The organism is Acetobacter senegalensis (assembly GCF_001580995.1).
GTDB lineage: Bacteria > Pseudomonadota > Alphaproteobacteria > Acetobacterales > Acetobacteraceae > Acetobacter > Acetobacter senegalensis.
The window spans coordinates 23,445-43,899 of record NZ_LHZU01000146.1; the positions used below are offsets into that span (position 1 = coordinate 23,445).

At 55.1% G+C, this 20,455-nt stretch carries 30 protein-coding genes; all 30 read right to left on the reverse strand.

Annotation, left to right across the window (positions count from 1 at the left end; genetic code table 11):
* Nucleotides 1-19 precede the first annotated feature (19 nt).
* The 30 genes from AD948_RS15300 to rpoC all read right to left on the reverse strand — a co-directional run bounded on the left by AD948_RS15300 (nucleotide 20) and on the right by rpoC (nucleotide 20,440).
* Nucleotides 20-1,039: a DNA-directed RNA polymerase subunit alpha gene (locus tag AD948_RS15300; protein ID WP_006557781.1), complete on the reverse strand. Its 1,020-nt coding sequence runs from the start codon at nucleotides 1,037-1,039 to the stop codon at nucleotides 20-22.
* 112 nt (nucleotides 1,040-1,151) lie between these two features.
* Complete coding sequence (rpsK, locus tag AD948_RS15305) at nucleotides 1,152-1,544, reverse strand: 30S ribosomal protein S11 (protein WP_006557780.1); 393 nt, start codon at nucleotides 1,542-1,544, stop codon at nucleotides 1,152-1,154.
* Between the two features lie 67 nt (nucleotides 1,545-1,611).
* Nucleotides 1,612-1,989: a 30S ribosomal protein S13 gene (gene rpsM / locus AD948_RS15310; protein ID WP_006557779.1), complete on the reverse strand. Its 378-nt coding sequence runs from the start codon at nucleotides 1,987-1,989 to the stop codon at nucleotides 1,612-1,614.
* Between the two features lie 141 nt (nucleotides 1,990-2,130).
* Nucleotides 2,131-2,781: an adenylate kinase gene (locus AD948_RS15315; protein ID WP_006557778.1), complete on the reverse strand. Its 651-nt coding sequence runs from the start codon at nucleotides 2,779-2,781 to the stop codon at nucleotides 2,131-2,133.
* On the reverse strand, nucleotides 2,778-4,136 hold the full coding sequence (secY, locus tag AD948_RS15320) for a preprotein translocase subunit SecY (protein WP_006557777.1): 1,359 nt from the start codon (nucleotides 4,134-4,136) through the stop codon (nucleotides 2,778-2,780). The genes AD948_RS15315 and secY overlap by 4 nt, the downstream gene beginning before the upstream one ends.
* A gap of 136 nt (nucleotides 4,137-4,272) precedes the next feature.
* Nucleotides 4,273-4,761, reverse strand: coding sequence for a 50S ribosomal protein L15 (rplO, locus tag AD948_RS15325; RefSeq protein WP_035377683.1), 489 nt, complete (start codon nucleotides 4,759-4,761; stop codon nucleotides 4,273-4,275).
* Between the two features lies 1 nt (nucleotide 4,762).
* The gene (gene rpmD, locus AD948_RS15330; RefSeq protein ID WP_006557775.1) at nucleotides 4,763-4,948 is read right to left on the reverse strand and encodes a 50S ribosomal protein L30; all 186 of its coding nucleotides are present in this window, start codon (nucleotides 4,946-4,948) and stop codon (nucleotides 4,763-4,765) included.
* Nucleotides 4,941-5,519, reverse strand: a complete 579-nt coding sequence (gene rpsE, locus AD948_RS15335) for a 30S ribosomal protein S5 (RefSeq protein ID WP_006557774.1) — start codon at nucleotides 5,517-5,519, stop codon at nucleotides 4,941-4,943. The genes rpmD and rpsE overlap by 8 nt, the downstream gene beginning before the upstream one ends.
* Before the next feature lie 15 nt (nucleotides 5,520-5,534).
* Nucleotides 5,535-5,897 carry a 50S ribosomal protein L18 gene (gene rplR / locus AD948_RS15340; protein WP_006557773.1) on the reverse strand — a complete coding sequence of 121 codons (363 nt, stop codon included), beginning with the start codon at nucleotides 5,895-5,897 and terminating at the stop codon, nucleotides 5,535-5,537.
* Nucleotides 5,897-6,430, reverse strand: a complete 534-nt coding sequence (gene rplF / locus AD948_RS15345; RefSeq protein WP_006557772.1) for a 50S ribosomal protein L6 — start codon at nucleotides 6,428-6,430, stop codon at nucleotides 5,897-5,899. The genes rplR and rplF overlap by 1 nt, the downstream gene beginning before the upstream one ends.
* Before the next feature lie 10 nt (nucleotides 6,431-6,440).
* The gene (rpsH, locus tag AD948_RS15350) at nucleotides 6,441-6,839 is read right to left on the reverse strand and encodes a 30S ribosomal protein S8 (RefSeq protein ID WP_035377678.1); all 399 of its coding nucleotides are present in this window, start codon (nucleotides 6,837-6,839) and stop codon (nucleotides 6,441-6,443) included.
* Between the two features lie 9 nt (nucleotides 6,840-6,848).
* Nucleotides 6,849-7,154, reverse strand: coding sequence for a 30S ribosomal protein S14 (gene rpsN, locus AD948_RS15355; RefSeq protein ID WP_035377675.1), 306 nt, complete (start codon nucleotides 7,152-7,154; stop codon nucleotides 6,849-6,851).
* A gap of 83 nt (nucleotides 7,155-7,237) precedes the next feature.
* Nucleotides 7,238-7,807: a 50S ribosomal protein L5 gene (gene rplE, locus AD948_RS15360; protein ID WP_006557769.1), complete on the reverse strand. Its 570-nt coding sequence runs from the start codon at nucleotides 7,805-7,807 to the stop codon at nucleotides 7,238-7,240.
* Nucleotides 7,808-7,817: 10 nt separating this feature from the next.
* On the reverse strand, nucleotides 7,818-8,138 hold the full coding sequence (gene rplX, locus AD948_RS15365) for a 50S ribosomal protein L24 (RefSeq protein ID WP_006557768.1): 321 nt from the start codon (nucleotides 8,136-8,138) through the stop codon (nucleotides 7,818-7,820).
* 2 nt (nucleotides 8,139-8,140) lie between these two features.
* Entirely contained in the window at nucleotides 8,141-8,509 is a 369-nt protein-coding gene (gene rplN, locus AD948_RS15370) for a 50S ribosomal protein L14 (RefSeq protein ID WP_006557767.1), read from the reverse strand.
* An 18-nt stretch (nucleotides 8,510-8,527) separates the two neighbouring features.
* Nucleotides 8,528-8,800 carry a 30S ribosomal protein S17 gene (gene rpsQ / locus AD948_RS15375; protein ID WP_035377670.1) on the reverse strand — a complete coding sequence of 91 codons (273 nt, stop codon included), beginning with the start codon at nucleotides 8,798-8,800 and terminating at the stop codon, nucleotides 8,528-8,530.
* Nucleotides 8,801-8,813: 13 nt separating this feature from the next.
* Nucleotides 8,814-9,050: a 50S ribosomal protein L29 gene (gene rpmC / locus AD948_RS15380; RefSeq protein ID WP_006557765.1), complete on the reverse strand. Its 237-nt coding sequence runs from the start codon at nucleotides 9,048-9,050 to the stop codon at nucleotides 8,814-8,816.
* A gap of 1 nt (nucleotide 9,051) precedes the next feature.
* Nucleotides 9,052-9,468, reverse strand: a complete 417-nt coding sequence (gene rplP / locus AD948_RS15385; protein WP_006557764.1) for a 50S ribosomal protein L16 — start codon at nucleotides 9,466-9,468, stop codon at nucleotides 9,052-9,054.
* Between the two features lie 18 nt (nucleotides 9,469-9,486).
* Entirely contained in the window at nucleotides 9,487-10,164 is a 678-nt protein-coding gene (gene rpsC, locus AD948_RS15390; protein WP_006557762.1) for a 30S ribosomal protein S3, read from the reverse strand.
* A gap of 3 nt (nucleotides 10,165-10,167) precedes the next feature.
* Nucleotides 10,168-10,578: a 50S ribosomal protein L22 gene (rplV, locus tag AD948_RS15395; RefSeq protein WP_006557761.1), complete on the reverse strand. Its 411-nt coding sequence runs from the start codon at nucleotides 10,576-10,578 to the stop codon at nucleotides 10,168-10,170.
* A gap of 1 nt (nucleotide 10,579) precedes the next feature.
* Nucleotides 10,580-10,858: a 30S ribosomal protein S19 gene (gene rpsS, locus AD948_RS15400; RefSeq protein ID WP_006557760.1), complete on the reverse strand. Its 279-nt coding sequence runs from the start codon at nucleotides 10,856-10,858 to the stop codon at nucleotides 10,580-10,582.
* A gap of 13 nt (nucleotides 10,859-10,871) precedes the next feature.
* Entirely contained in the window at nucleotides 10,872-11,702 is an 831-nt protein-coding gene (gene rplB, locus AD948_RS15405; RefSeq protein ID WP_006557759.1) for a 50S ribosomal protein L2, read from the reverse strand.
* 16 nt (nucleotides 11,703-11,718) lie between these two features.
* Nucleotides 11,719-12,054 (reverse strand): 50S ribosomal protein L23, encoded by a 336-nt coding sequence (locus tag AD948_RS15410; RefSeq protein ID WP_006557758.1) that lies wholly within the window; start codon nucleotides 12,052-12,054, stop codon nucleotides 11,719-11,721.
* Entirely contained in the window at nucleotides 12,051-12,665 is a 615-nt protein-coding gene (gene rplD, locus AD948_RS15415; protein ID WP_006557757.1) for a 50S ribosomal protein L4, read from the reverse strand. The genes AD948_RS15410 and rplD overlap by 4 nt, the downstream gene beginning before the upstream one ends.
* A gap of 4 nt (nucleotides 12,666-12,669) precedes the next feature.
* On the reverse strand, nucleotides 12,670-13,353 hold the full coding sequence (gene rplC / locus AD948_RS15420) for a 50S ribosomal protein L3 (protein WP_006557756.1): 684 nt from the start codon (nucleotides 13,351-13,353) through the stop codon (nucleotides 12,670-12,672).
* Nucleotides 13,354-13,363: 10 nt separating this feature from the next.
* Nucleotides 13,364-13,672 carry a 30S ribosomal protein S10 gene (rpsJ, locus tag AD948_RS15425; protein WP_007282720.1) on the reverse strand — a complete coding sequence of 103 codons (309 nt, stop codon included), beginning with the start codon at nucleotides 13,670-13,672 and terminating at the stop codon, nucleotides 13,364-13,366.
* A gap of 106 nt (nucleotides 13,673-13,778) precedes the next feature.
* Nucleotides 13,779-14,969 carry an elongation factor Tu gene (tuf, locus tag AD948_RS15430; protein ID WP_039903569.1) on the reverse strand — a complete coding sequence of 397 codons (1,191 nt, stop codon included), beginning with the start codon at nucleotides 14,967-14,969 and terminating at the stop codon, nucleotides 13,779-13,781.
* A 92-nt stretch (nucleotides 14,970-15,061) separates the two neighbouring features.
* Nucleotides 15,062-15,538, reverse strand: a complete 477-nt coding sequence (gene rpsG, locus AD948_RS15435) for a 30S ribosomal protein S7 (RefSeq protein ID WP_006557752.1) — start codon at nucleotides 15,536-15,538, stop codon at nucleotides 15,062-15,064.
* A gap of 14 nt (nucleotides 15,539-15,552) precedes the next feature.
* Nucleotides 15,553-15,924: a 30S ribosomal protein S12 gene (rpsL, locus tag AD948_RS15440; RefSeq protein WP_003622698.1), complete on the reverse strand. Its 372-nt coding sequence runs from the start codon at nucleotides 15,922-15,924 to the stop codon at nucleotides 15,553-15,555.
* Between the two features lie 337 nt (nucleotides 15,925-16,261).
* A complete protein-coding gene (gene rpoC / locus AD948_RS15445) occupies nucleotides 16,262-20,440 on the reverse strand; it encodes a DNA-directed RNA polymerase subunit beta' (RefSeq protein WP_061472591.1) in 4,179 nt (1,392 codons plus the stop codon).
* Nucleotides 20,441-20,455: the final 15 nt, after the last annotated feature.

Here is a 20,455-nt window from a genome sequence, read left to right on the forward strand (position 1 = left end):
CTAGTCCTAAGAAGTGGGCTTAGAACGGCTCATCAAGCCGTTTTGCCAGATCTTCAATATTTTCCGGCGGCCAAGCCGGCACATTCATACCGAGAGAAAGCCCCATGGAGGTCAGGACTTCCTTGATCTCGTTCAGAGACTTGCGGCCGAAGTTCGGAGTCCGCAGCATTTCCTGCTCGCTCTTCTGGACCAGGTCCCCAATATAGATGATATTGTCGTTCTTCAGGCAGTTTGCACTACGAACAGACAATTCAAGCTCATCAACCTTACGCAGCAGGTTACGGTTGAACGGCAGATCATCCTGCGGTTCTTCCGCCTGAACCGGGCGCGGCTCATCAAAGTTGATGAACAACTGTAGCTGATCCTGCAGGATTCGGGCAGCAAGTGCAACCGCATCTTCCGGCGTGATCGCACCGTTGGTTTCCACCGTCAGCAGCAGCTTGTCATAGTCAGTTACCTGACCAACACGGGTCGGCTCAACCTTGTAAGACACGCGCTTAACCGGGGAATAGATAGCATCAACCGGGATAAGACCGATCGGCGCATCTTCCGGGCGGTTTGCAGCAGCAGGCACATAGCCCTTGCCCATACCAACCACAAATTCCATTCCCAGCTTCACACCGTCATCCAGCGTGCAGATTACCAGATCCGGGTTCATGATTTCAACATCATGGCCTGTCTGGATCTGCCCGGCGCGAACCTCGCCAGGGCCGGTTGCCGTCAGCACCATGCGCTTCGGGCCTTCGCCATGCATACGCAGCGCAAGCTGTTTGATGTTCAGGACGATGTCCGTCACATCTTCACGCACGCCAGCAACAGACGAGAACTCGTGCAGAACGCCATCAATCTGCACGGCGGTCACTGCTGCCCCTTGCAGGGAAGACAGAAGCACGCGACGCAGGGCGTTACCCAGGGTCATCCCGAAACCACGTTCCAGCGGCTCGGCAACAACCGTTGCAATACGTGTCGGCTCCACTCCGGATTCGACTTCAAGCTTTTCGGGCTTGATCAGAGATTGCCAGTTTTTCTGAAGGACCAAGGTACCGGCCTTTCAATATGAAAAACCACTGCTGAAGCAGCGATTTCTCTGAACATTAATAAACAAACCAAAAGACGGCGGTTACCATAAGATAACCGCGCACTTTCAATCCTTAGACGCGACGACGCTTGCGCGGACGGCAGCCGTTGTGCGGCACCGGCGTCATGTCACGGATGGACGTGATGGAGAACCCAACTGCCTGCAGAGCACGCAGTGCGCTTTCACGGCCTGACCCAGGACCGGAAACTTCAATTTCCAGCGTTTCCATGCCGTGTTCGCGAGCCTTACGACCAGCGTCTTCAGCCGCAACCTGTGCAGCATACGGCGTGGACTTACGAGAGCCCTTAAACCCCTGAGCACCGGCGGAAGACCAGGAAATAGCATTCCCCTGGGCATCAGAGATGGTGATCATGGTGTTATTGAACGTGGACAGAACGTGTGCCACGCCGGAAATAATGTTCTTGCGCTCTTTTTTACGAATACGCGGTGTAGCGGCTTTCGCCATAATTTTTCTACCTCAGTCCCTGCCCAGAAGCCCGCTAAAGCCATCCGGAAAACTTCAACAAATCGGATTAGCGTGTGGCTTTCTTCTTGCCTGCAATCGCAACAGCCTTCCCCTTGCGGGTACGGGCGTTGGTGTGCGTCCGCTGACCATGCACAGGCAGGCCACGACGATGACGCAGACCGCGGTAGCAGCCCAGATCCATCAGACGCTTGATGTTCATCGCCACTTCACGACGCAGATCGCCTTCAACGCGATACTGGGTATCAATCAGCTCACGCAGCTTCATGATTTCGTCGTCGCTCAGTTCATTCACGCGCTTCGCTTCAGGAATACCAGCAGATTTACAAATCTGGTCAGCCTTGGTTGCGCCAATCCCGTAGATATACTGAAGCCCGATAACAACCCGTTTGTTTGTCGGGACATTCACGCCGGCAATACGTGCCACGCCTTACACTCCTGTCGGGTTCACCCAAAAAGGGCGAACACTCATAGCCTCCGCCACCGGAAGCAGATTTCACTCAGTGGCCGCGAAATATACCGGCCACCCGCACAAGTCAACGAAAACGGATCACTTTTTCGTGATCGATTACTGTCCAGCCATAACTGCTTCAATTTGCGCAGTAACTTCGGCAGCCGGCAACATGCCGTTAATTTTATAAAGACGACCGGTTTTTTCGTAGAACGGAAGAATCGGCGCAGTCAGTTTCCGATACTCCTTAAGACGCTCAACGACCGTCTCCCGCCGATCATCAGCCCGACGCTTGAATTCATGGCTCCCACATGCGTCACACTCACCTTCCTTCTTGGGAGGGTTGGAGACTTCATTGTAGGTCGCCCCACACTGCGCACACGTAAAGCGGCCAGAGATTCTATCCGCCAGAATGTCTTCATCCACATCCAGAAACAGAACGACATCAATCTTCTTGTTGTCGGCCTTCAGCATTGTATCCAACGCTTCTGCCTGTCCGGTTGTGCGTGGGAATCCATCCAGGATGAATCCTTTCACACAATCTGGCTGCTCTATCCGTGACTTCAGCATGGCGATGATCAGCTCGTCTGGCACCAAGCGCCCGGCATCCATCAGGCTTTTGGCCTGCTTGCCGATATCGGACCCACGCGCCACTTCTGCCCGCAGCATATCGCCAGTCGAGATCTGCACCAGCCCATACCGTTCTTCCAAACGTTTGGACTGGGTTCCCTTTCCTGCTCCGGGCGGCCCCAGAAAAATAATGTTCATCGCCGGATGATCCTCTGTTTCTTACCGCCCCGAGAGCGACGCATCAGTCCCTGGTACTGATGCGCCACAAGATGCGACTGCACCTGCGTGACCGTATCAATCGTAACCGAGACGATAATAATCAGACTGGTCCCACCAAAGTAAAACGGCACATTGTAATGGCTGATGAGTATCTGCGGCAGAAGACAAACCAGCACCATATATGCCGCCCCGATTGTCGTCAGGCGGGTCAGAATCTTATCAAAGTAGGCGGCTGTGGCGGCTCCGGGCCGAATTCCGGGAATGAAGCCTCCCTGCTTGCGCAGATTATCCGCCGTCTCCGTCGGATTAAACGTTACCGCCGCGTAAAAGTAAGAAAAGAAAACAATCATGGCGGCGTAGAACAGCATGTAAAGCGGCTGCCCCTGCCCGAGTTCCTCACCTAGGAAAGAGAGCCACCCCGGCATGGACTTACCGTTCATGAAACCCGAAATAGTGACCGGAATCAGCAGTACGGAAGACGCAAAAATCGGCGGGATAACCCCAGCTGTATTGACCTTCAGAGGCATATGAGTGGTATCGCCCCCAAACATCCTCTGTCCCATCTGGCGCTTGGGATACTGAATAACCACGCGACGCTGAGCCTGCTCCATGAACACGATGAACGTGATCGTGATAGCTGCCAGCACCAGAAACACCAGAACAAAGAAGGGTGAAAGCGCACCCGTATAACCAAGCTGGAACAAGCTCGCCAAAGCTTGCGGCAGGTTGGCCACAATCCCCGCAAAGATGATCAGAGAAATACCATTCCCTACCCCGCGCGATGTAATCTGCTCACCAAGCCACATCAGAAACATCGTGCCACCCACAAGGGTGATGACACAGGATGTAAGGAAGAACACACCTGGGTTCACCACTGCCGCACCGGCAGCGCTGTGCATATTTTCAAGCCCCACAGCTATGCCGTAAGCTTGAAACAAAGCAATAAAAACAGTCAGATAGCGCGTATACTGATTGAGCTTCTTACGCCCCTGCTCGCCTTCCTTCTTCAGCGCTTCGAGAGACGGAACCGCTGTAGACATCAACTGCACAATAATGGATGCAGAGATATAAGGCATGATGTTCAGGGCAAAAACCGTCATACGGCCCAAAGCACCACCAGTAAACATATTGAACATGCCCAATATGCCTCCCTGATGCTGCGCAAGCAGTTGCCCCATGACCGTGGCATCCACTCCTGGAACAGGAATGTACGTGCCAAGACGGTAAATAATCAGCGCACCAAGGGTAAACCAAATCCGCTTTTTGAGTTCGGTTGCCTTGGCGAAGGAGCCCACATTAAAGTTGGCAGCCAACTGTTCGGCCGCGGAAGCCATGCATCCGTCCTTTCACACAAACAGCGTCACCACATAATGCGGGACGCTGGCATGATAGTCTAAAAGTTAAACCAGAACATCTCTGGAAAAACAGACCAGAAGAGGACAGCTATGACCCTGCCCTCTTCCATTCGCATTAGGATGCGCTGGCTTCGGCTGCTTTCGGCGCAAGAATCTTTACAGATCCCCCTGCCTTTTCGACAGCTGCAACTGCGGAAGCAGAAGCGCCAGAGACTTCAAACGTGACAGCACGTGTCAGTTCGCCTTCTCCCAGAATGCGCACGCCAGCATATTTACCAGTGCCAACAAGACCAGCTTTCTTCAGCAGTTCTTCCGTCACCGCTGCACCGGCATCAAGCTTACCATCTGCAAGAGCCTTTTCAACTGCACCGAGGTTAACCGGCGCATAGACCTTGCGGAAGATGTTCTTGAAGCCACGCTTTGGCAGACGACGATAGATCGGCAGCTGACCACCTTCAAAGCCGTTCAGGGAAACGCCTTCACGCGCTTTCTGCCCCTTCACACCTTTACCGGAAGTCTTGCCCTTGCCGGAGCCGATACCGCGGCCAAGCCGCTTTTTACGATAACGAGCACCGTCGTTATCGCGAAGCTCATTCAGATTCATATCAATCCTCCACCTTCACAAGGTGGGCCACTTTACGGACCATACCGCGTGTTGAAGGGGTGTCTTCAAGAACCCGCTCACGACCGATCTTGTTCAGGCCAAGACCAATCAGGGTTTCTTTCTGGCCAGGCTTGCGTCCGTTACCAGACGCAATCTGGACAACCTTGAAGGTTTTTGTCTCAGGCATCTGCAGCCTCCCCAACTGAAGCGGCCTGATCGCGCTTGCCGAAGATTTCTGCAACCTTCTTGCCGCGACGGTTCGCTACTGAACGCGGGCTGGCACAGCGGGTGAGAGCATCAAACGTTGCCTTCACCATGTTGTGCGGGTTCCGGGTCCCGAGGGACTTCGCAACCACATCGTTGATGCCCAGGCTTTCAAAAACAGCACGCATCGGACCACCAGCGATGATCCCGGTCCCGGCTTCAGCCGAGCGCAGCACAACCTTACCAGCCCCGAAGTGACCAGCAACATCGTGATGTAGGGTGCGGCCTTCCTTCATCGGCACGCGGATCATGCCACGCTTGGCACGTTCCGTAGCTTTACGGATCGCTTCCGGCACTTCACGTGCCTTACCTGCACCGTAGCCAACACGCCCCTTCTGGTCACCAACAACAACCAACGCTGCAAATGCAAAGCGCCGACCGCCCTTAACAACCTTCGCAACGCGATTGATGGTAACCAGCTTATCTACCAGTTCATCGCCTTCGCGTTCACGATCACGGCCGCCTCGACCGCCTTCTCTTGGTTCACGAGCCATTACGTGATCCTTTCCTCAGAAGGAGAGACCGCCCTCGCGGGCAGCCTCCGCCAGCGCCTTCACGCGCCCATGATAAAGATATGCCCCACGATCGAACACAACCTGAGAGACACCAGCGGCAACAGCACGCTGGGCAACCAACTTACCAACAGCGCCAGCGCTGTCTTTGTTGGCACCTGTCTTCAGGCCTTCACGCAGCTCTTTATCCAGGCTGGAAGCAGCAGCGAGGGTACGCCCCTGCACGTCATCAATGACCTGCGCATAAATGTTCTTGCCAGACCGGAAGACCGACAGACGCGGACGACCACCAGCCTTGCGACGGAGCTGAAAACGGAGACGATCCCGCCGCCGATTCCGCAGTTCCTGCTGAGTGCTCATTATTTCTTCTTGCCTTCCTTGCGGCGAATGGTTTCCGTCTCATAACGCACGCCCTTGCCCTTATAGGGTTCCGGCTTGCGGTAGCTGCGAATATCAAGAGCAACCTGCCCTACACGCTGCTTGTCGATCCCTTCGACAAGAATAGCGGTCGGACGCGGCGTGGAGATCTTGATGCCCTGCGGAATCGGATAGACCACGTCGTGAGAGAAACCGAGGTTCATCACAAGGTTGGAGCCCTGGACGGCAGCACGATAACCGGTGCCGTTGATTTCCAGAGCTTTCGAGAAGCCTTCAGACACACCCTTGACGGCCGTGGCGATCAAAGCGCGCGTGGTACCCCACATCATACGAGCCTGCGCAGCATCGTTCACCGGACGAACGGCGACCTTACCTTCTGCAATTTCAGCCTCGATGTGAGAAGACAGAGGAACGGAAAGTTCACCCAGCTTGCCCTTGGCCTTGAAAACACCGTCTGCAATCGAGACAGTCACACCCGCGGGAACGTCAACGGGATATTTGCCTACACGTGACATGTATCCCTCCTCAGAACACGCGACAGAGGACTTCACCGCCAACATTGGCAGCGCGAGCCTCGACATCGGACAGAACACCACGCGGCGTGGACAGGATGGAAACACCCAGCCCGGCGCATACACGCGGCAGCTCCTTGATTTTGGAATAAACACGACGCCCCGGACGGGAAACGCGGTGAATTTCCTTAATAACCGGCTCACCTTCAGAGTATTTCAGTTCGATGTGAAGCTGAACGATACCCTTGCGCACTTCTTCGCGCTTGTAGCCACGAATATAACCTTCGCGCTGCAGAGCATCCAGAACGTTTGAACGCAGGTTAGAAGCCGGAGACACACAGGCAGCATGGCGCGCACGCTGTGCGTTACGGATACGGGTGAGCATATCACCCAGCGGATCAGAAAGTGACATTGTGCGCCTTTACCAGCTAGCTTTAACCATGCCCGGAATCTGGCCACTTGAAGCCAGATCACGCAGTGCAATACGGCACAACTCAAACTTACGGTAGTTACCGCGAGACCGGCCCGTCAGCTTGCAGCGCAAACGCACGCGAACGCGTGACCCATTGCGCGGCAGCTCTGCCAGCTTCAAAGACGCATCAAACCGATCTTCCACAGGAAGCGAGCGGTCCATCACAATATTCTTCAGCGCCGCACGCTTTTCCTTGTCACGCGCAGACATGCGAGCCCGCTTGGCATTCCGCGTGATGGCAGAAGTCTTAGCCATATATTTTTATCCTCCGGAACCCTTCGAAAACCTTCGACGGTTTTCCAAGACAACAACACCTGATGACAGGTAAACGATTTCCCTTAGGCTGCAAAGGGAAGATCAAACGCTTTCAGAAGCGCTTTAGCTTCCGCATCCGTTTTTGCGCTGGTCACGAACACAACGTCCATACCGCGGATTTCATCAACCTTATCATAGTCGATTTCCGGGAAGACGATCTGTTCTTTCAGACCCAGGGCAAAGTTACCACGCCCGTCAAAACCCTTGTTAGCCGGCAGACCGCGGAAATCGCGAATACGCGGCATCGCAATCGTCACCAGACGATCAAGGAATTCATACATCTGGGCACGGCGCAGCGTAACCTTACAGCCAATCGGCAGACCTTCACGGATCTTGAAGCCCGCAATAGCCTTCTTGGCAACGGTTTTCACCGGCTTCTGACCAGCAATCAACGTCATTTCGGCAACTGCTGCATCAAGCTTTTTCTGGTCACCAGCAGCTTCACCAACGCCCATGTTCAGGACGATTTTTTCAAGCCGCGGCACTTGCATGACGTTTTTGTAGCCGAACTGCTCACGCAGCTTGGCACGCAGTTCGTTTTCATAGCGTTCCTGAAAACGAGGAACGGAACGAACGCCCTTAGACTCACTCATTCTCGCCTCCTCAGCCTTCAATCACTTCGCCGGTTGCCTTGGCAACACGAACTTTACGGCCATCTTCCAGCACACGGAAACCAACACGCGTCGGCTTCTTGGAAGCTGGGTCAACCAGCTTCAGGTTGGAAAGATGAACAGGCGCTTCACGGGAAATGATCCCACCTTCTTCGCCCATACGGGTTGCTTTCTGGTGACGCTTCACAACAGCAACGCCACGCACGATGGCGCGGTTTTCTGCCGGACGCACAGAAAGAACTTCACCTTCAACACCCTTGGAGGAGCCGCTGATGACAACAACCGTATCGCCTTTTTTAATACGAGCGGCCATTATTATAGCACCTCCGGAGCCAGAGAGATGATCTTCATGAACTTGCGCGCACGAAGTTCACGAACAACCGGGCCGAAGATACGGGTACCAATCGGTTCCTGCTGCTTGTTGATCAGCACAGCGGCGTTCTTGTCAAAGCGGATAGCACTGCCATCAGGACGACGCACCGGATAGGAAGTACGCACGATAACAGCTTGGTGGACGTCGCCCTTTTTCACCTTCCCGCGGGGGATGGCTTCCTTGACAGATACGACGATCACGTCGCCGACCGAGGCGGACTTCCGCTTGGAGCCGCCCAGCACCTTGATGCACTGCACCTGACGCGCACCGGAGTTGTCGGCTACGTCGAGGTTGGTCTCGGGATGGATCATGTTCTAGATATCCTTACCTTACGCCGACACGCCGACAGCAGAGGCATCTACGGCCTCGCCATTGCGAGCAACCACAGCCCATGCCTTGCGCCGGGAAACCGGGGGGCACTCAATAATACGCACCGTGTCGCCAACTTTGCAGACGTTTTCTTCGTCGTGCGCCGCGTACTTCTTGGAGCGACGGATAAACTTCTTATACAGCGGATGCATGACGCGACGATCGACAAGAACTGTTACGGTCTTGTCCATCTTGTCGCTGGTCACACGTCCGGTAAGGACGCGCCTTGGCATCGTCCAACTCCCTTCAGGAAATGGCAGCAGATGTTTTCGCACCTGCCGCAGTCTTCTCATTTTGCGCCACAATCGTCTTGATGCGCGCAATTTCACGCCGGATCACCCGAACGCGGCTCTGGCCTTCGGTCTGCCCGGTTGCCTGCTGGAAACGCAGATTGAGCTGTTCACGCTTAAGCTCGATGAGCAGCGCATTCAGTTCGTCTGACGTCTTGGCACGCAGATCAGCTGGCTTTGTTGCCTTTGCCATCTCACGCATCTCCAATTCGGGTCACAAACTTGGTCTTGATCGGCAGCTTTGCTGCACCGAGAGCCAGCGCTTCACGCGCGACTTCGGGCGGCACACCTTCGATTTCGAACAGAATGCGACCAGGCCTCACACGGGCCACCCAGTATTCAGGTGATCCCTTGCCGGAGCCCATACGCACTTCTGCGGGCTTTGTCGAGACCGGAAGATCCGGAAAAATACGAATCCACACGCGACCAGCACGTTTCATCGCTCTAGTAATGGCCCGACGAGACGCTTCGATCTGCCGTGCGGTGATGCGTTCGGGCTGAAGAGCCTTCAGACCGAACGTGCCAAAGTTGAGCGTGGTTCCGCTTTTGGCAAGACCGTGAATACGGCCTTTGTGCGCCTTGCGGAACTTAGTACGCTTTGGAGAAAGCATTGTCTTCTATCCTTCGCCTCAGCGCTGAGGGGCCTGTTCGGCCGCCCGGCGGTCCTGAGCCAGTGGGTCATGCGCCAGAATCTCACCTTTGAAGATCCATACCTTTACACCGCAGGTGCCATAGGTGGTCTTCGCAGTAGCTGTTCCGTAGTCGATATCGGCACGCAGAGTGTGAAGCGGCACTCGGCCTTCACGATACCACTCGATACGAGCGATTTCTGCACCACCCAGACGACCGGAACAGTTGATCCGGATACCCTGCGCACCAAGACGCATGGCAGACTGCACAGCGCGCTTCATGGCGCGACGGAAGGCAACACGGCGTTCAAGCTGCTGGGCAATGTTGTCTGCCACCAGCGTTGCGTCGATTTCCGGCTTACGGATTTCAACGATGTTGAGCGCCACTTCCGTGCCAGCCATACGGGTCAGCTCTTTACGCAGAGCGTCAATATCCTGACCCTTCTTGCCGATGACCACACCAGGACGTGCTGCATAGATCGTCACGCGCGGCTTCTTGGCCGGACGTTCGATCACAACACGAGACACACCAGCACCAGAAAGCTTGCGACGCAGAAACGCACGCAGCTTCAGGTCTTCGTGCAGCAGGCGAGAATAATCACCGTCAGCGTACCAGCGGCTGTCCCACGTGCGATTGATACCGAGCCGCAGCCCGATCGGATTGACTTTATGTCCCATACCTCAGGCCGCCTTCTGCTCAGTAGAAGCTGCTTCAGGCTCGGGAGCCCGTTCGGCAACAACGATCTTCAGGTGGCTGAAGAATTTTTCCACGCGGGCAGAACGACCACGACCACGTGCATGGAAGCGACGCATCACGATGGACTTCCCAACTTCAGCCGTCTTTACCACCAGCTGGTCAACATCCAGCTGGTGATTGTTCTCTGCATTCGCAATCGCGCTTTCCAGGGTCTTCTTGACCTGCTGGGCGATACGACGCTTGGAGAACGTAAGAGTGGCAACTGCCTGAGACGCCGGCTTGTTGCGGATAAGACCCGCAACAAGGTTCAACTTGCGGGGACTAACCCGAATGTTGCGCGTAACGGCCTGCGCTTCAGTTTCCGCGAGCGTGCGCGGCTGTTTCGGCTTGCTCATTTTAGCCCCGCTTCGACTTCTTGTCGGCCCCGTGCCCGTGGAATGTACGGGTGGGAGAAAATTCGCCGAACTTGTGCCCGACCATATTCTCCGTCACCTGCACAGGCAGGAACTTCTGACCATTGTAAACACCGAACGTCAGTCCAACGAACTGCGGAAGGATCGTGGAACGACGTGACCAGATCTTGATCACTTCATTACGACCCGACGCGCGGGACGCTTCAGCTTTGCTTAGCAGATACCCGTCGACGAACGGGCCTTTCCAGACGGAACGTGCCATCTTCTATTGCCCCTTACTTGCCGGTCTTGCGACGACGGATAATCAGACTGTCCGTACGCTTGTTGACCCGAGTTTTGTAACCTTTGGTGGGCTTGCCCCACGGTGTGACCGGATGACGACCACCGGATGTCCGGCCTTCACCACCACCATGCGGATGGTCAACCGGGTTCATCACAACGCCGCGGTTATGCGGACGACGCCCCAACCAACGAGCACGACCGGCTTTACCCAGATGCTGGTTCATGTTGTCCGGATTGGACACAGCACCGATTGTTGCCATGCATTCACCACGCACAACACGCAGTTCACCGGACTGCAGCTTGATCTGCGCGTAACCGGAGTCCTTACCAACGAGCTGGGCATATGTGCCTGCAGAACGGGCCAGCTTACCACCAGCGCCCTGCTTCAGTTCGATGTTGTGCACGATGGTGCCGACCGGGATAGAGGCCAGCGGCATCGCGTTACCCGGCTTAATGTCAACGCGCGTGCCAGCGATAACGTTATCGCCAACTTTCAGACGCTGCGGAGCCAGGATGTATGCCAGTTCACCGTCTTCATACTTCACCAGAGCGATGAAGGCTGTACGGTTGGGGTCATATTCCAGACGCTCAACCGTGCCGAGCACATCAAACTTGCGCCGTTTGAAGTCTACGTAACGATAAGACTGCTTGTGACCGCCACCACGGAAACGAGAAGTCGTACGGCCGTTGTTGTTACGACCACCCGTCTTGTTCTTGCCTTCCGTCAGCTGCTTGACCGGCTTGCCTTTCCACAGATCGGCGCGATCAATCAGAACCGTGCCGCGAAGGCTCGGCGTGACGGGATTAAAGTGCTTCAGTGCCATTTGTTCCTACCCCACGTCACGCCAGTTTGGCGGTCAGGTCAATGGACTGACCTTCCGCAAGCTGGACGAACGCCTTCTTGATGTCAGAACGCTGTCCCAGACGCCCTTTGAAGCGCTTGGTCTTGCCCTTCTGGACAAGGGTGTTCACACCAACAACCTTGACGCCAAACAGTGTTTCCACTGCCACTTTGATTTCAGGCTTGGTGGCCGTAATGGCAACCTTGAAAACAACCTGATTTTTTTCAGAAAGCGCGGTTGCCTTTTCTGTGACCAGCGGCGCACGAACGATATCGTACATCGCCTCACGGGAAAGACGCTCAGCTTTCTTGCGCAGCGCAAGAATGTTGGTCATGCCAGGCGCTCCTTCAGACCTTCGAGACCAGCCTGGGTAATGGCCAGAACCTCGTGGTTAAGAATATCGTAAACGTTGGCGCCGATCGTCGGAAGAACGTCGATTTTGGGCAGGTTGCGCGCAGCGCGAACAAAGCCTTCATCAACAGCAGCGTCAACAATGAGGGCGGACTTCAGGCCGAGGGTCTTCAGCTTGACTGCCAGTTCGCTTGTGCGCGCCACACCGGAAGCAGACTGCAGAACAATCAGTTTGCCATCCTGAGCTTTCTGGGAAAGCGCAGAGATCAGGCCCAGACGACGCACCTTCTTGGGCAGGTCATATCCGTGGTCACGGGACACCGGACCATGGACCACACCACCGGTACGATACTGCGGTGCACGCAAAGACCCCTGACGGGCGCTGCCTGTGCCTTTCTGGCGATACGGCTTCTTGGTAGTGCCAGACACGTCAGCCATGCCTTTTACCTGATGCGTACCTGCGCGGCGCTTTGCAAGCTGCCAATGCACGACACGCGCCATGATATCTGCGCGCGGAGCGACTGCAAACAGTTCATCCGGCAGCGTAGCAGAACCAGCAGTGCCGTTATCAAGCGTTTTGATTTCGATTTCCATGACCTCAGCCCTCCGCCGTCACGAGAGCGGCCGGATAAGGCGCATCGACATGGCGGGCTTTTTTGATCGCATCACGAATCAACACGGTGCCGTTTTTTGCTCCAGGAATGGAACCGCGCACCATGATCAGATTCTTTTCCGGATCGATCGCTGCAATTTCAAGATTCAGGGTGGTCACGCGTTCATCACCCAGATGGCCTGCCATCTTTTTGTTCTTGAAGGTTTTGCCGGGATCCTGACGGTTACCGGTAGAACCATGAGAACGGTGAGAAATAGACACACCATGTGTGGCTTCAAGACCAGCAAAGTTCCAGCGCTTCATGGCGCCTGCGAACCCTTTACCCTTGCTGGTGCCGGTCACGTCCACTTTCTGGCCTACAACAAAGTGAGCAGCGGAAAGGGATGCGCCAACCTCAAGCGCGGCATCTTCAGCCACGCGAAATTCGCGTACAACCTTTTTGGGCTCAACCTTTGTGCGGGCAAAATGGCCGCGGTTCGGCTTGGTGACATTTTTTACCTTGGCTTTGCCCAGACCCAGCTGAACAGCCGTATAGCCATCCCGCTCCTGAGTACGGACATCCACCACCTGCACGTCATCAACATGCAGGACGGTAACAGGCACATGTGTGCCATCTTCCTTGAACAGTCGGGACATGCCCAACTTTTTTGCGATCAATCCGGTGCGCATCGTCTGGACCTTAAAGTTTGATCTCGACATCCACGCCAGCGGCGAGGTCGAGTTTCATGAGAGCGTCCACGGTCTGCGGAGTCGGCTCGACAATATCGAGCAGGCGGCGATGAGTCCGAATTTCGAACTGCTCGCGACTTTTCTTATCCACGTGGGGAGAACGGTTAACCGTAAACCGTTCGATATGCGTCGGCAGCGGGATAGGACCCCGAACCCGCGCACCCGTACGCTTCGCCGTGTTGACGATCTCCTTTGTGCTGTTGTCAAGCACGCGATGATCGTACGCCTTTAGGCGAATGCGGATGTTCTGGTTGTCCATTGTTTCTTAGTCCAACACTTTACTTGTCCGGGGAAACCCGGCCGCCAAGTAAGACCCCGGCTGAAGGACTCAGCCGGGGCCATACAGTTCTTAGGCCTCTTACCGATTACTCGGTGATGGAAGCCACAACACCTGCACCAACGGTGCGACCACCTTCGCGGATAGCGAAGCGCAGACCTTCATCCATGGCGATCGGTGCAATCAGTTCAACATCCATGGCGCAGTTATCGCCAGGCATGACCATTTCCGTGCCTTCCGGCAGGTGCACAACACCCGTCACGTCAGTCGTACGGAAGTAGAACTGCGGACGATAGTTGGTGAAGAACGGCGTATGACGGCCACCTTCTTCCTTCGTCAGGATGTAGGCTTCTGCCTTGAACTTCTTGTGCGGGGTGATGGAGCCCGGCTTGGCCAGAACCTGACCACGTTCAACATCTTCACGCTTCGTGCCACGCAGCAGCGCACCAATGTTGTCACCAGCTTCACCGCGATCAAGCAGCTTGCGGAACATTTCAACACCGGTAACGGTCGTCTTGACGGTGTCTTTCAGGCCAACGATTTCAACTTCGTCACCAACGTTCACAGCACCACGTTCGACACGGCCCGTCACCACGGTCCCACGACCAGAGATGGAGAACACGTCTTCGATCGGCATCAGGAACGGACGGTCGATCGGACGTTCCGGCTGCGGGATGTATTCGTCAACAGCGTCCATCAGGTCTTTGACGCGGTTTTCGCCAACTTCCGGATCGCCATCTTCCAGCGTCACCAGAGCAGAACCCTTGATGATCGGAATTTCGTCGCCCGGGAACTGATAAGAAGACAGAAGTTCACGAACTTCCATTTCAACCAGTTCAAGCAGTTCCGGATCGTCAACCTGGTCAACCTTGTTCAGGAAGACAACCAGAGCCGGCACACCAACCTGACGAGCAAGCAGGATGTGTTCACGGGTCTGCGGCATCGGGCCGTCAGCAGCGGACACAACCAGGATCGCGCCGTCCATCTGAGCGGCACCCGTGATCATGTTCTTCACATAGTCAGCGTGTCCGGGGCAGTCCACGTGAGCGTAGTGACGCTTCGCGGTTTCGTATTCCACGTGAGCCGTGGAAATAGTGATGCCACGAGCGCGTTCTTCAGGAGCAGCATCGATCTGGTCGTATGCTTTGAAGTCAGCACCGCCGCTTTTTGCCAGCGTCTTCGTGATAGCAGCCGTCAGAGACGTCTTGCCATGGTCAACGTGGCCGATGGTGCCGATGTTGCAGTGCGGTTTATTCCGCTCAAATTTAGCCTTAGCCATTTTTCCACTCCATACCTCTCGAACCACTCAAGAGGCAGTTTCCAAATAAGTTTGCCACTTCCCTTACGGGCAAAAATGGCACCCTCGAATGATTACCAGCGATAGTGACTGAATGCCTTGTTGGCTTCAGCCATACGGTGGGTATCTTCGCGCTTCTTAACAGCAGCACCACGGTTGTTCACAGCGTCCAGCAATTCGTTGGACAGCCGGTCCTGCATGGTGTTTTCGCCCCGCTTGCGAGAGGCATCAATCACCCAGCGAATAGCCAGCGCCTGACGACGCTCAGCCCGGACTTCAACCGGCACCTGGTAGGTTGCACCACCAACACGGCGAGAACGAACCTCTACTGCAGGCTTAACGTTATCCAGAGCATTGTGGAACAATGCAACCGGATCAGCAGAAGCCCCACTCCGGCGAACAAGCGCCTCGAGAGCTCCGTAAACAATCCCTTCCGCAGTGGATTTTTTGCCATCATACATCAGAGCGTTCATGAAACGCGTGATGACAATGTCTCCAAACTTCGGATCAGGAAGAATCTCACGCTTAACAGCGCGGTGACGGCGGCTCATACCTTAACCTTCCCTTACTTCGGACGCTTGGCGCCATAAAGCGAACGCCGCTGGCGACGCTTAGCGATACCTTGGGTATCGAGAACACCGCGAAGGATATGGTAACGCACACCCGGAAGGTCCTTCACACGACCGCCACGGATCAGCACGACACTATGTTCCTGAAGGTTATGGCCTTCACCCGGAATATAGCTAACCACCTCATAGCCGTTCGTCAGACGCACCTTGGCAACTTTACGCAGTGCGGAGTTCGGCTTTTTGGGCGTCGTCGTATAAACACGGGTGCAAACACCACGTTTCTGGGGGCAACCCTGCAGTGCAGGCACTTTGTTGCGCTTGACCGCAGGCTTGCGCCCCTTGGCAATGAGCTGGTTGATGGTCGGCATGCGCCTTTCCCGATCCTTACACAGTTCGGCCGGCTAACCTTTTTATCGGCTGCCGACTTTCATTTGAAAATCCCACCAGGCACAACACCCGTATGGGGCTATGTTGACATCCGGCACCACTTCCTGCCGGAAGCCAACCGCATGCTTAACAGAGAATTACGATTTACCCCTGCTCCTGCAATGGAGCGGAGCTGAGGGCTGCTACCTACCCCTGCACCTGGTTGAAGTCAAGCGGAGATGAACGATTCTCCGCAGTTTGCTTTGGCCCAGTGCAAAAAAGAAAGGGGGCAGGAATAACTCCCGCCCCCTTTCCCGCCTACATCGAAGCAGACACGCCTTATTCGGCTGCTGAAGACCGTCCAACCCGCTGCTTGTCCTGAGAGGCAGCAATAGCCCGCAGGCGGTTCATGACGCTTCCTGTCCCTGCAGGGATCAGGCGCCCAACAATCACGTTTTCCTTCAAGCCGTTCAGTCTGTCGACTTTCCCGGCCGTTGCTGCTTCCGTCAGGACACGCGTGGTTTCCTGGAAGGAGGCCGCAGAAATGAAGGACTGTGTCTGCAGGGACGCCTTGGTGATCCCCTGCAGCACCGGCATGGCCACGGCAGGACGTTCACCTGCGTTCATGCACTTTGTATTTTCGATATCCAGCTCAATCCGATCAACGGTTTCGCCAATCAGGTATGTCGTGTCGCCTGGCTCCAGAATTTCAACCTTCTGCAGCATCTGACGAACGATAACCTCGATATGCTTATCGTTAATCTTCACGCCTTGAAGACGATAGACATCCTGAATTTCATTCACGAGGTAATCGGACAGAGCCTCAACCCCCATGACCTTCAGAATATCGTGCGGCACGCGGGGACCATCGACCAGCGGATCGCCCTTTTCAACAAAGTCACCTTCCTGAACGGAAACGTGCTTGCCTTTCGGGATCAGATATTCGGTCTCTTCACCTGTCTCATCGTTCTTCACGATAATACGGCGCTTGGACTTGTAATCCTTCCCGAATTCAACACGCCCTTCCATCTCAGCAATGATGGCATGGTCTTTCGGACGACGTGCTTCAAACAGTTCTGCCACACGCGGCAGACCACCTGTAATATCACGGGTCTTGGAGCCTTCACGCGGCAGACGGGCCAGAACGTCACCGGCATGAACTTCTGCACCGTTTTCAACGGACAGCAGTGTTTCAGGTGACAGGAAGTAACGGGCATCGCTGCCGTTTTCCAGTTTGATGACCTCGCCGTTCGGGCCTTTGATCTGCAGACGCGGCCGCAGATCAACACCCTTCCCTGCCTGCTTGTAGTCAACCACCACTTTGGAGGTCAGGCCGGTGACTTCGTCCATACGCTCAACGAGCGTGATGGAGTCAATCAGGTCAAGATATTCAATCTTACCAGCCTGCTCCGTGATGATCGGCAGGGTGTAGGGATCCCACTCTGCCAGTTTCTGACCACGGGACACAGATGCGCCTTCCGTTGTCAGCAACCTTGCACCATAAGGCACACGATAACGGGCTTTTTCCACACCAGCATCGTCAGTCAGCAGAATTTCACAGTTACGCGCCATGACAATCGGCACGTTCTGAGAGTTCTGCACCACGTTACGGTTGCGGATAACAACCTTACCGTCGCGGGATGCTTCGATCATGGACTGCTCGGCACCACGCTGAGCCGCACCACCGATATGGAAGGTCCGCATGGTCAGCTGAGTGCCGGGCTCGCCGATGGACTGTGCCGCGATAACACCAACGGCTTCACCAATATTGACCGGCGTGCCGCGGGCAAGGTCTCGTCCATAGCAATGGCCGCAAACGCCTACCCGGCTATCGCAGGTGAGCACGGAGCGGATGAAAATGGACTCAATGCCCGCTTTTTCAATGCGCTCTGCATCCGCTTCTTCAATGAGATGATTGCGTGGAACAATCACGTCACCAGAAGCAGGATCGACCACATCCGCAGCCGCGGTACGACCGAGGATACGTTCTGACAGGGAGGCAACAATTTCACCACCATCGAGAACGGCGCGAACCGTCAGACCACGTTCCGTACCGCAGTCTTCTTCAATGATGATGCTATCCTGCGCAACGTCCACCAGACGACGGGTGAGGTAACCGGAGTTCGCCGTTTTCAGAGCGGTATCGGCCAGCCCCTTACGTGCACCATGGGTAGACGTAAAGTAATCGAGAACCGACAGACCTTCTTTAAAGTTGGCGATAATCGGCTGTTCGATAATTTCACCAGACGGCTTGGCCATCAGACCACGCATCCCGGCGAGCTGCTTCATCTGGGCCGGTGACCCACGCGCCCCGGAGTGGCTCATCATCCACACGGAGTTGATGGGCTTGCCAATTTCCTGACGGGAAATCTCTTTCGTCATGGCCGCCTGCACTTCGTCCGTGCAGCGTGACCAGGCATCGACCACCTTGTTGTAGCGTTCGCCAGCCGTGATCAGACCATCCTGATACTGCTGTTCGAATTCCTTCACTTCAGCAGCTGTACGATCAACAAGCACTTTCTTTTCAGTCGGGATGATCATGTCATCCTTACCGAAGGAAATGCCTGCCTTTGCAGCGTGACGGAAACCAAGAGCCATCAGACGGTCACAGAAGATAACCGCTTCTTTCTGACCGCAGTGACGGTAAACCGTATCGATCACATCAGACACGGCCTTTTTGGTCAGCTGTCTGTTGATCAGCGAGAACGGAATAGCGTCGCTCTTCGGCAGGATCTGAGCAATCAGAACGCGGCCTGGCGTGGTCACGATGGTTTCGTAAACTTTCTGACCGTCCTTGTTCACGCTTTCAAGGCGTGCGCGGATTTTGTCATGCAGCTTCAGAACACCAGCGCTCAGCGCATATTCCACTTCCCCAATGGAGGAGAAAGAAGGCGCGCCCGCCTTAACCAGTTCACCCGTCGTGTTGTCATATTCACTGCGGTCAGGCGTTGCAGCAAATTCCGGCACTTCGAGGCTGAGATAGTAAAGACCCAGAACAATATCCTGAGACGGCACGATAATGGGCTTACCGTTAGCCGGGCTGAGAATGTTGTTGGTGGACATCATCAGCACACGCGCTTCAAGCTGAGCTTCAAGGCTTAACGGCACGTGCACCGCCATCTGGTCACCATCGAAGTCCGCGTTGAACGCGGTGCAAACCAGCGGATGAAGCTGGATGGCCTTACCTTCAACCAGTACGGGTTCAAACGCCTGAATACCAAGACGGTGAAGCGTGGGCGCGCGGTTCAGCATCACAGGATGCTCGCGGATCACTTCTTCAAGAATATCCCAGACTTCCGGACGTTCTTTTTCAACCATCCGCTTTGCAGCTTTAATGGTTGTTGCGTGACCGTACTTCTCCAGCTTCGAGTAGATGAACGGCTTGAACAGTTCCAGCGCCATCTTCTTCGGCAGGCCGCACTGATGCAGCTTGAGTTCCGGCCCGACCACGATCACGGAACGACCGGAATAGTCAACGCGCTTACCAAGCAGGTTCTGACGGAAGCGGCCCTGCTTGCCTTTCAGCATATCGGACAGGGACTTCAGCGGACGCTTGTTGGCACCGGTAATGGCACGACCACGGCGACCGTTATCGAACAGGGCGTCAACGGCTTCCTGAAGCATGCGCTTTTCGTTACGCACGATGATATCAGGCGCACGCAGTTCCATCAGGCGCTTGAGACGGTTGTTACGGTTAATAACGCGACGATACAGATCGTTCAGATCAGACGTTGCGAACCGGCCACCATCCAGCGGCACCAGCGGGCGCAGTTCCGGCGGAATGACCGGAACCAGATCCAGAATCATCCATTCCGGACGAGAACCGCTTTCAGCAAAAGCCTCAATCAGCTTCAGGCGCTTGACCAGCTTCTTGCGCTTGGCTTCTGAAGTGGTTTCTTTGAGTTCCTGACGCAGATGAACCTTGTCGGCATCGCAATCGATACGCTCAAGAACCTTCTTGATGGCCTCGGCACCGATCCCGACTTCAATGCCTTCTTCGCTATATTCGTCCATGACATCGAGGTACTGGTCCTCGGTCAGCAGAGAATATTGTTTCAGCGGAGATGTGCCGGGCTCCAGAACCAGATAGTTCTCAAAATAGAGAACCTTTTCCAGATCTTTCAGAGTCATATCGACCATAAGGCCGATACGGCTGGGCAGAGATTTCAGGAACCAGATGTGCGCAACCGGGCTGGCAAGCTGGATGTGGCCCATGCGTTCACGACGCACCTTGGCCAACGTGACTTCAACGCCGCATTTTTCGCAAATAATGCCGCGGAACTTCATCCGCTTGTACTTGCCGCACAGGCATTCGTAGTCCTTGATCGGGCCAAAAATGCGCGCACAGAACAGACCATCACGCTCCGGCTTGAATGTCCGGTAATTGATGGTCTCGGGCTTCTTGATTTCACCAAATGACCAAGACCGCATCTGATCGGGTGATGCCAACTGGATCTTGATCTGATCGAAGGTCATCGCCTGGCCGGTCTGGCCAAGAATTTTCATGAGTTCATTCATGTGCGGAAGCCCCCA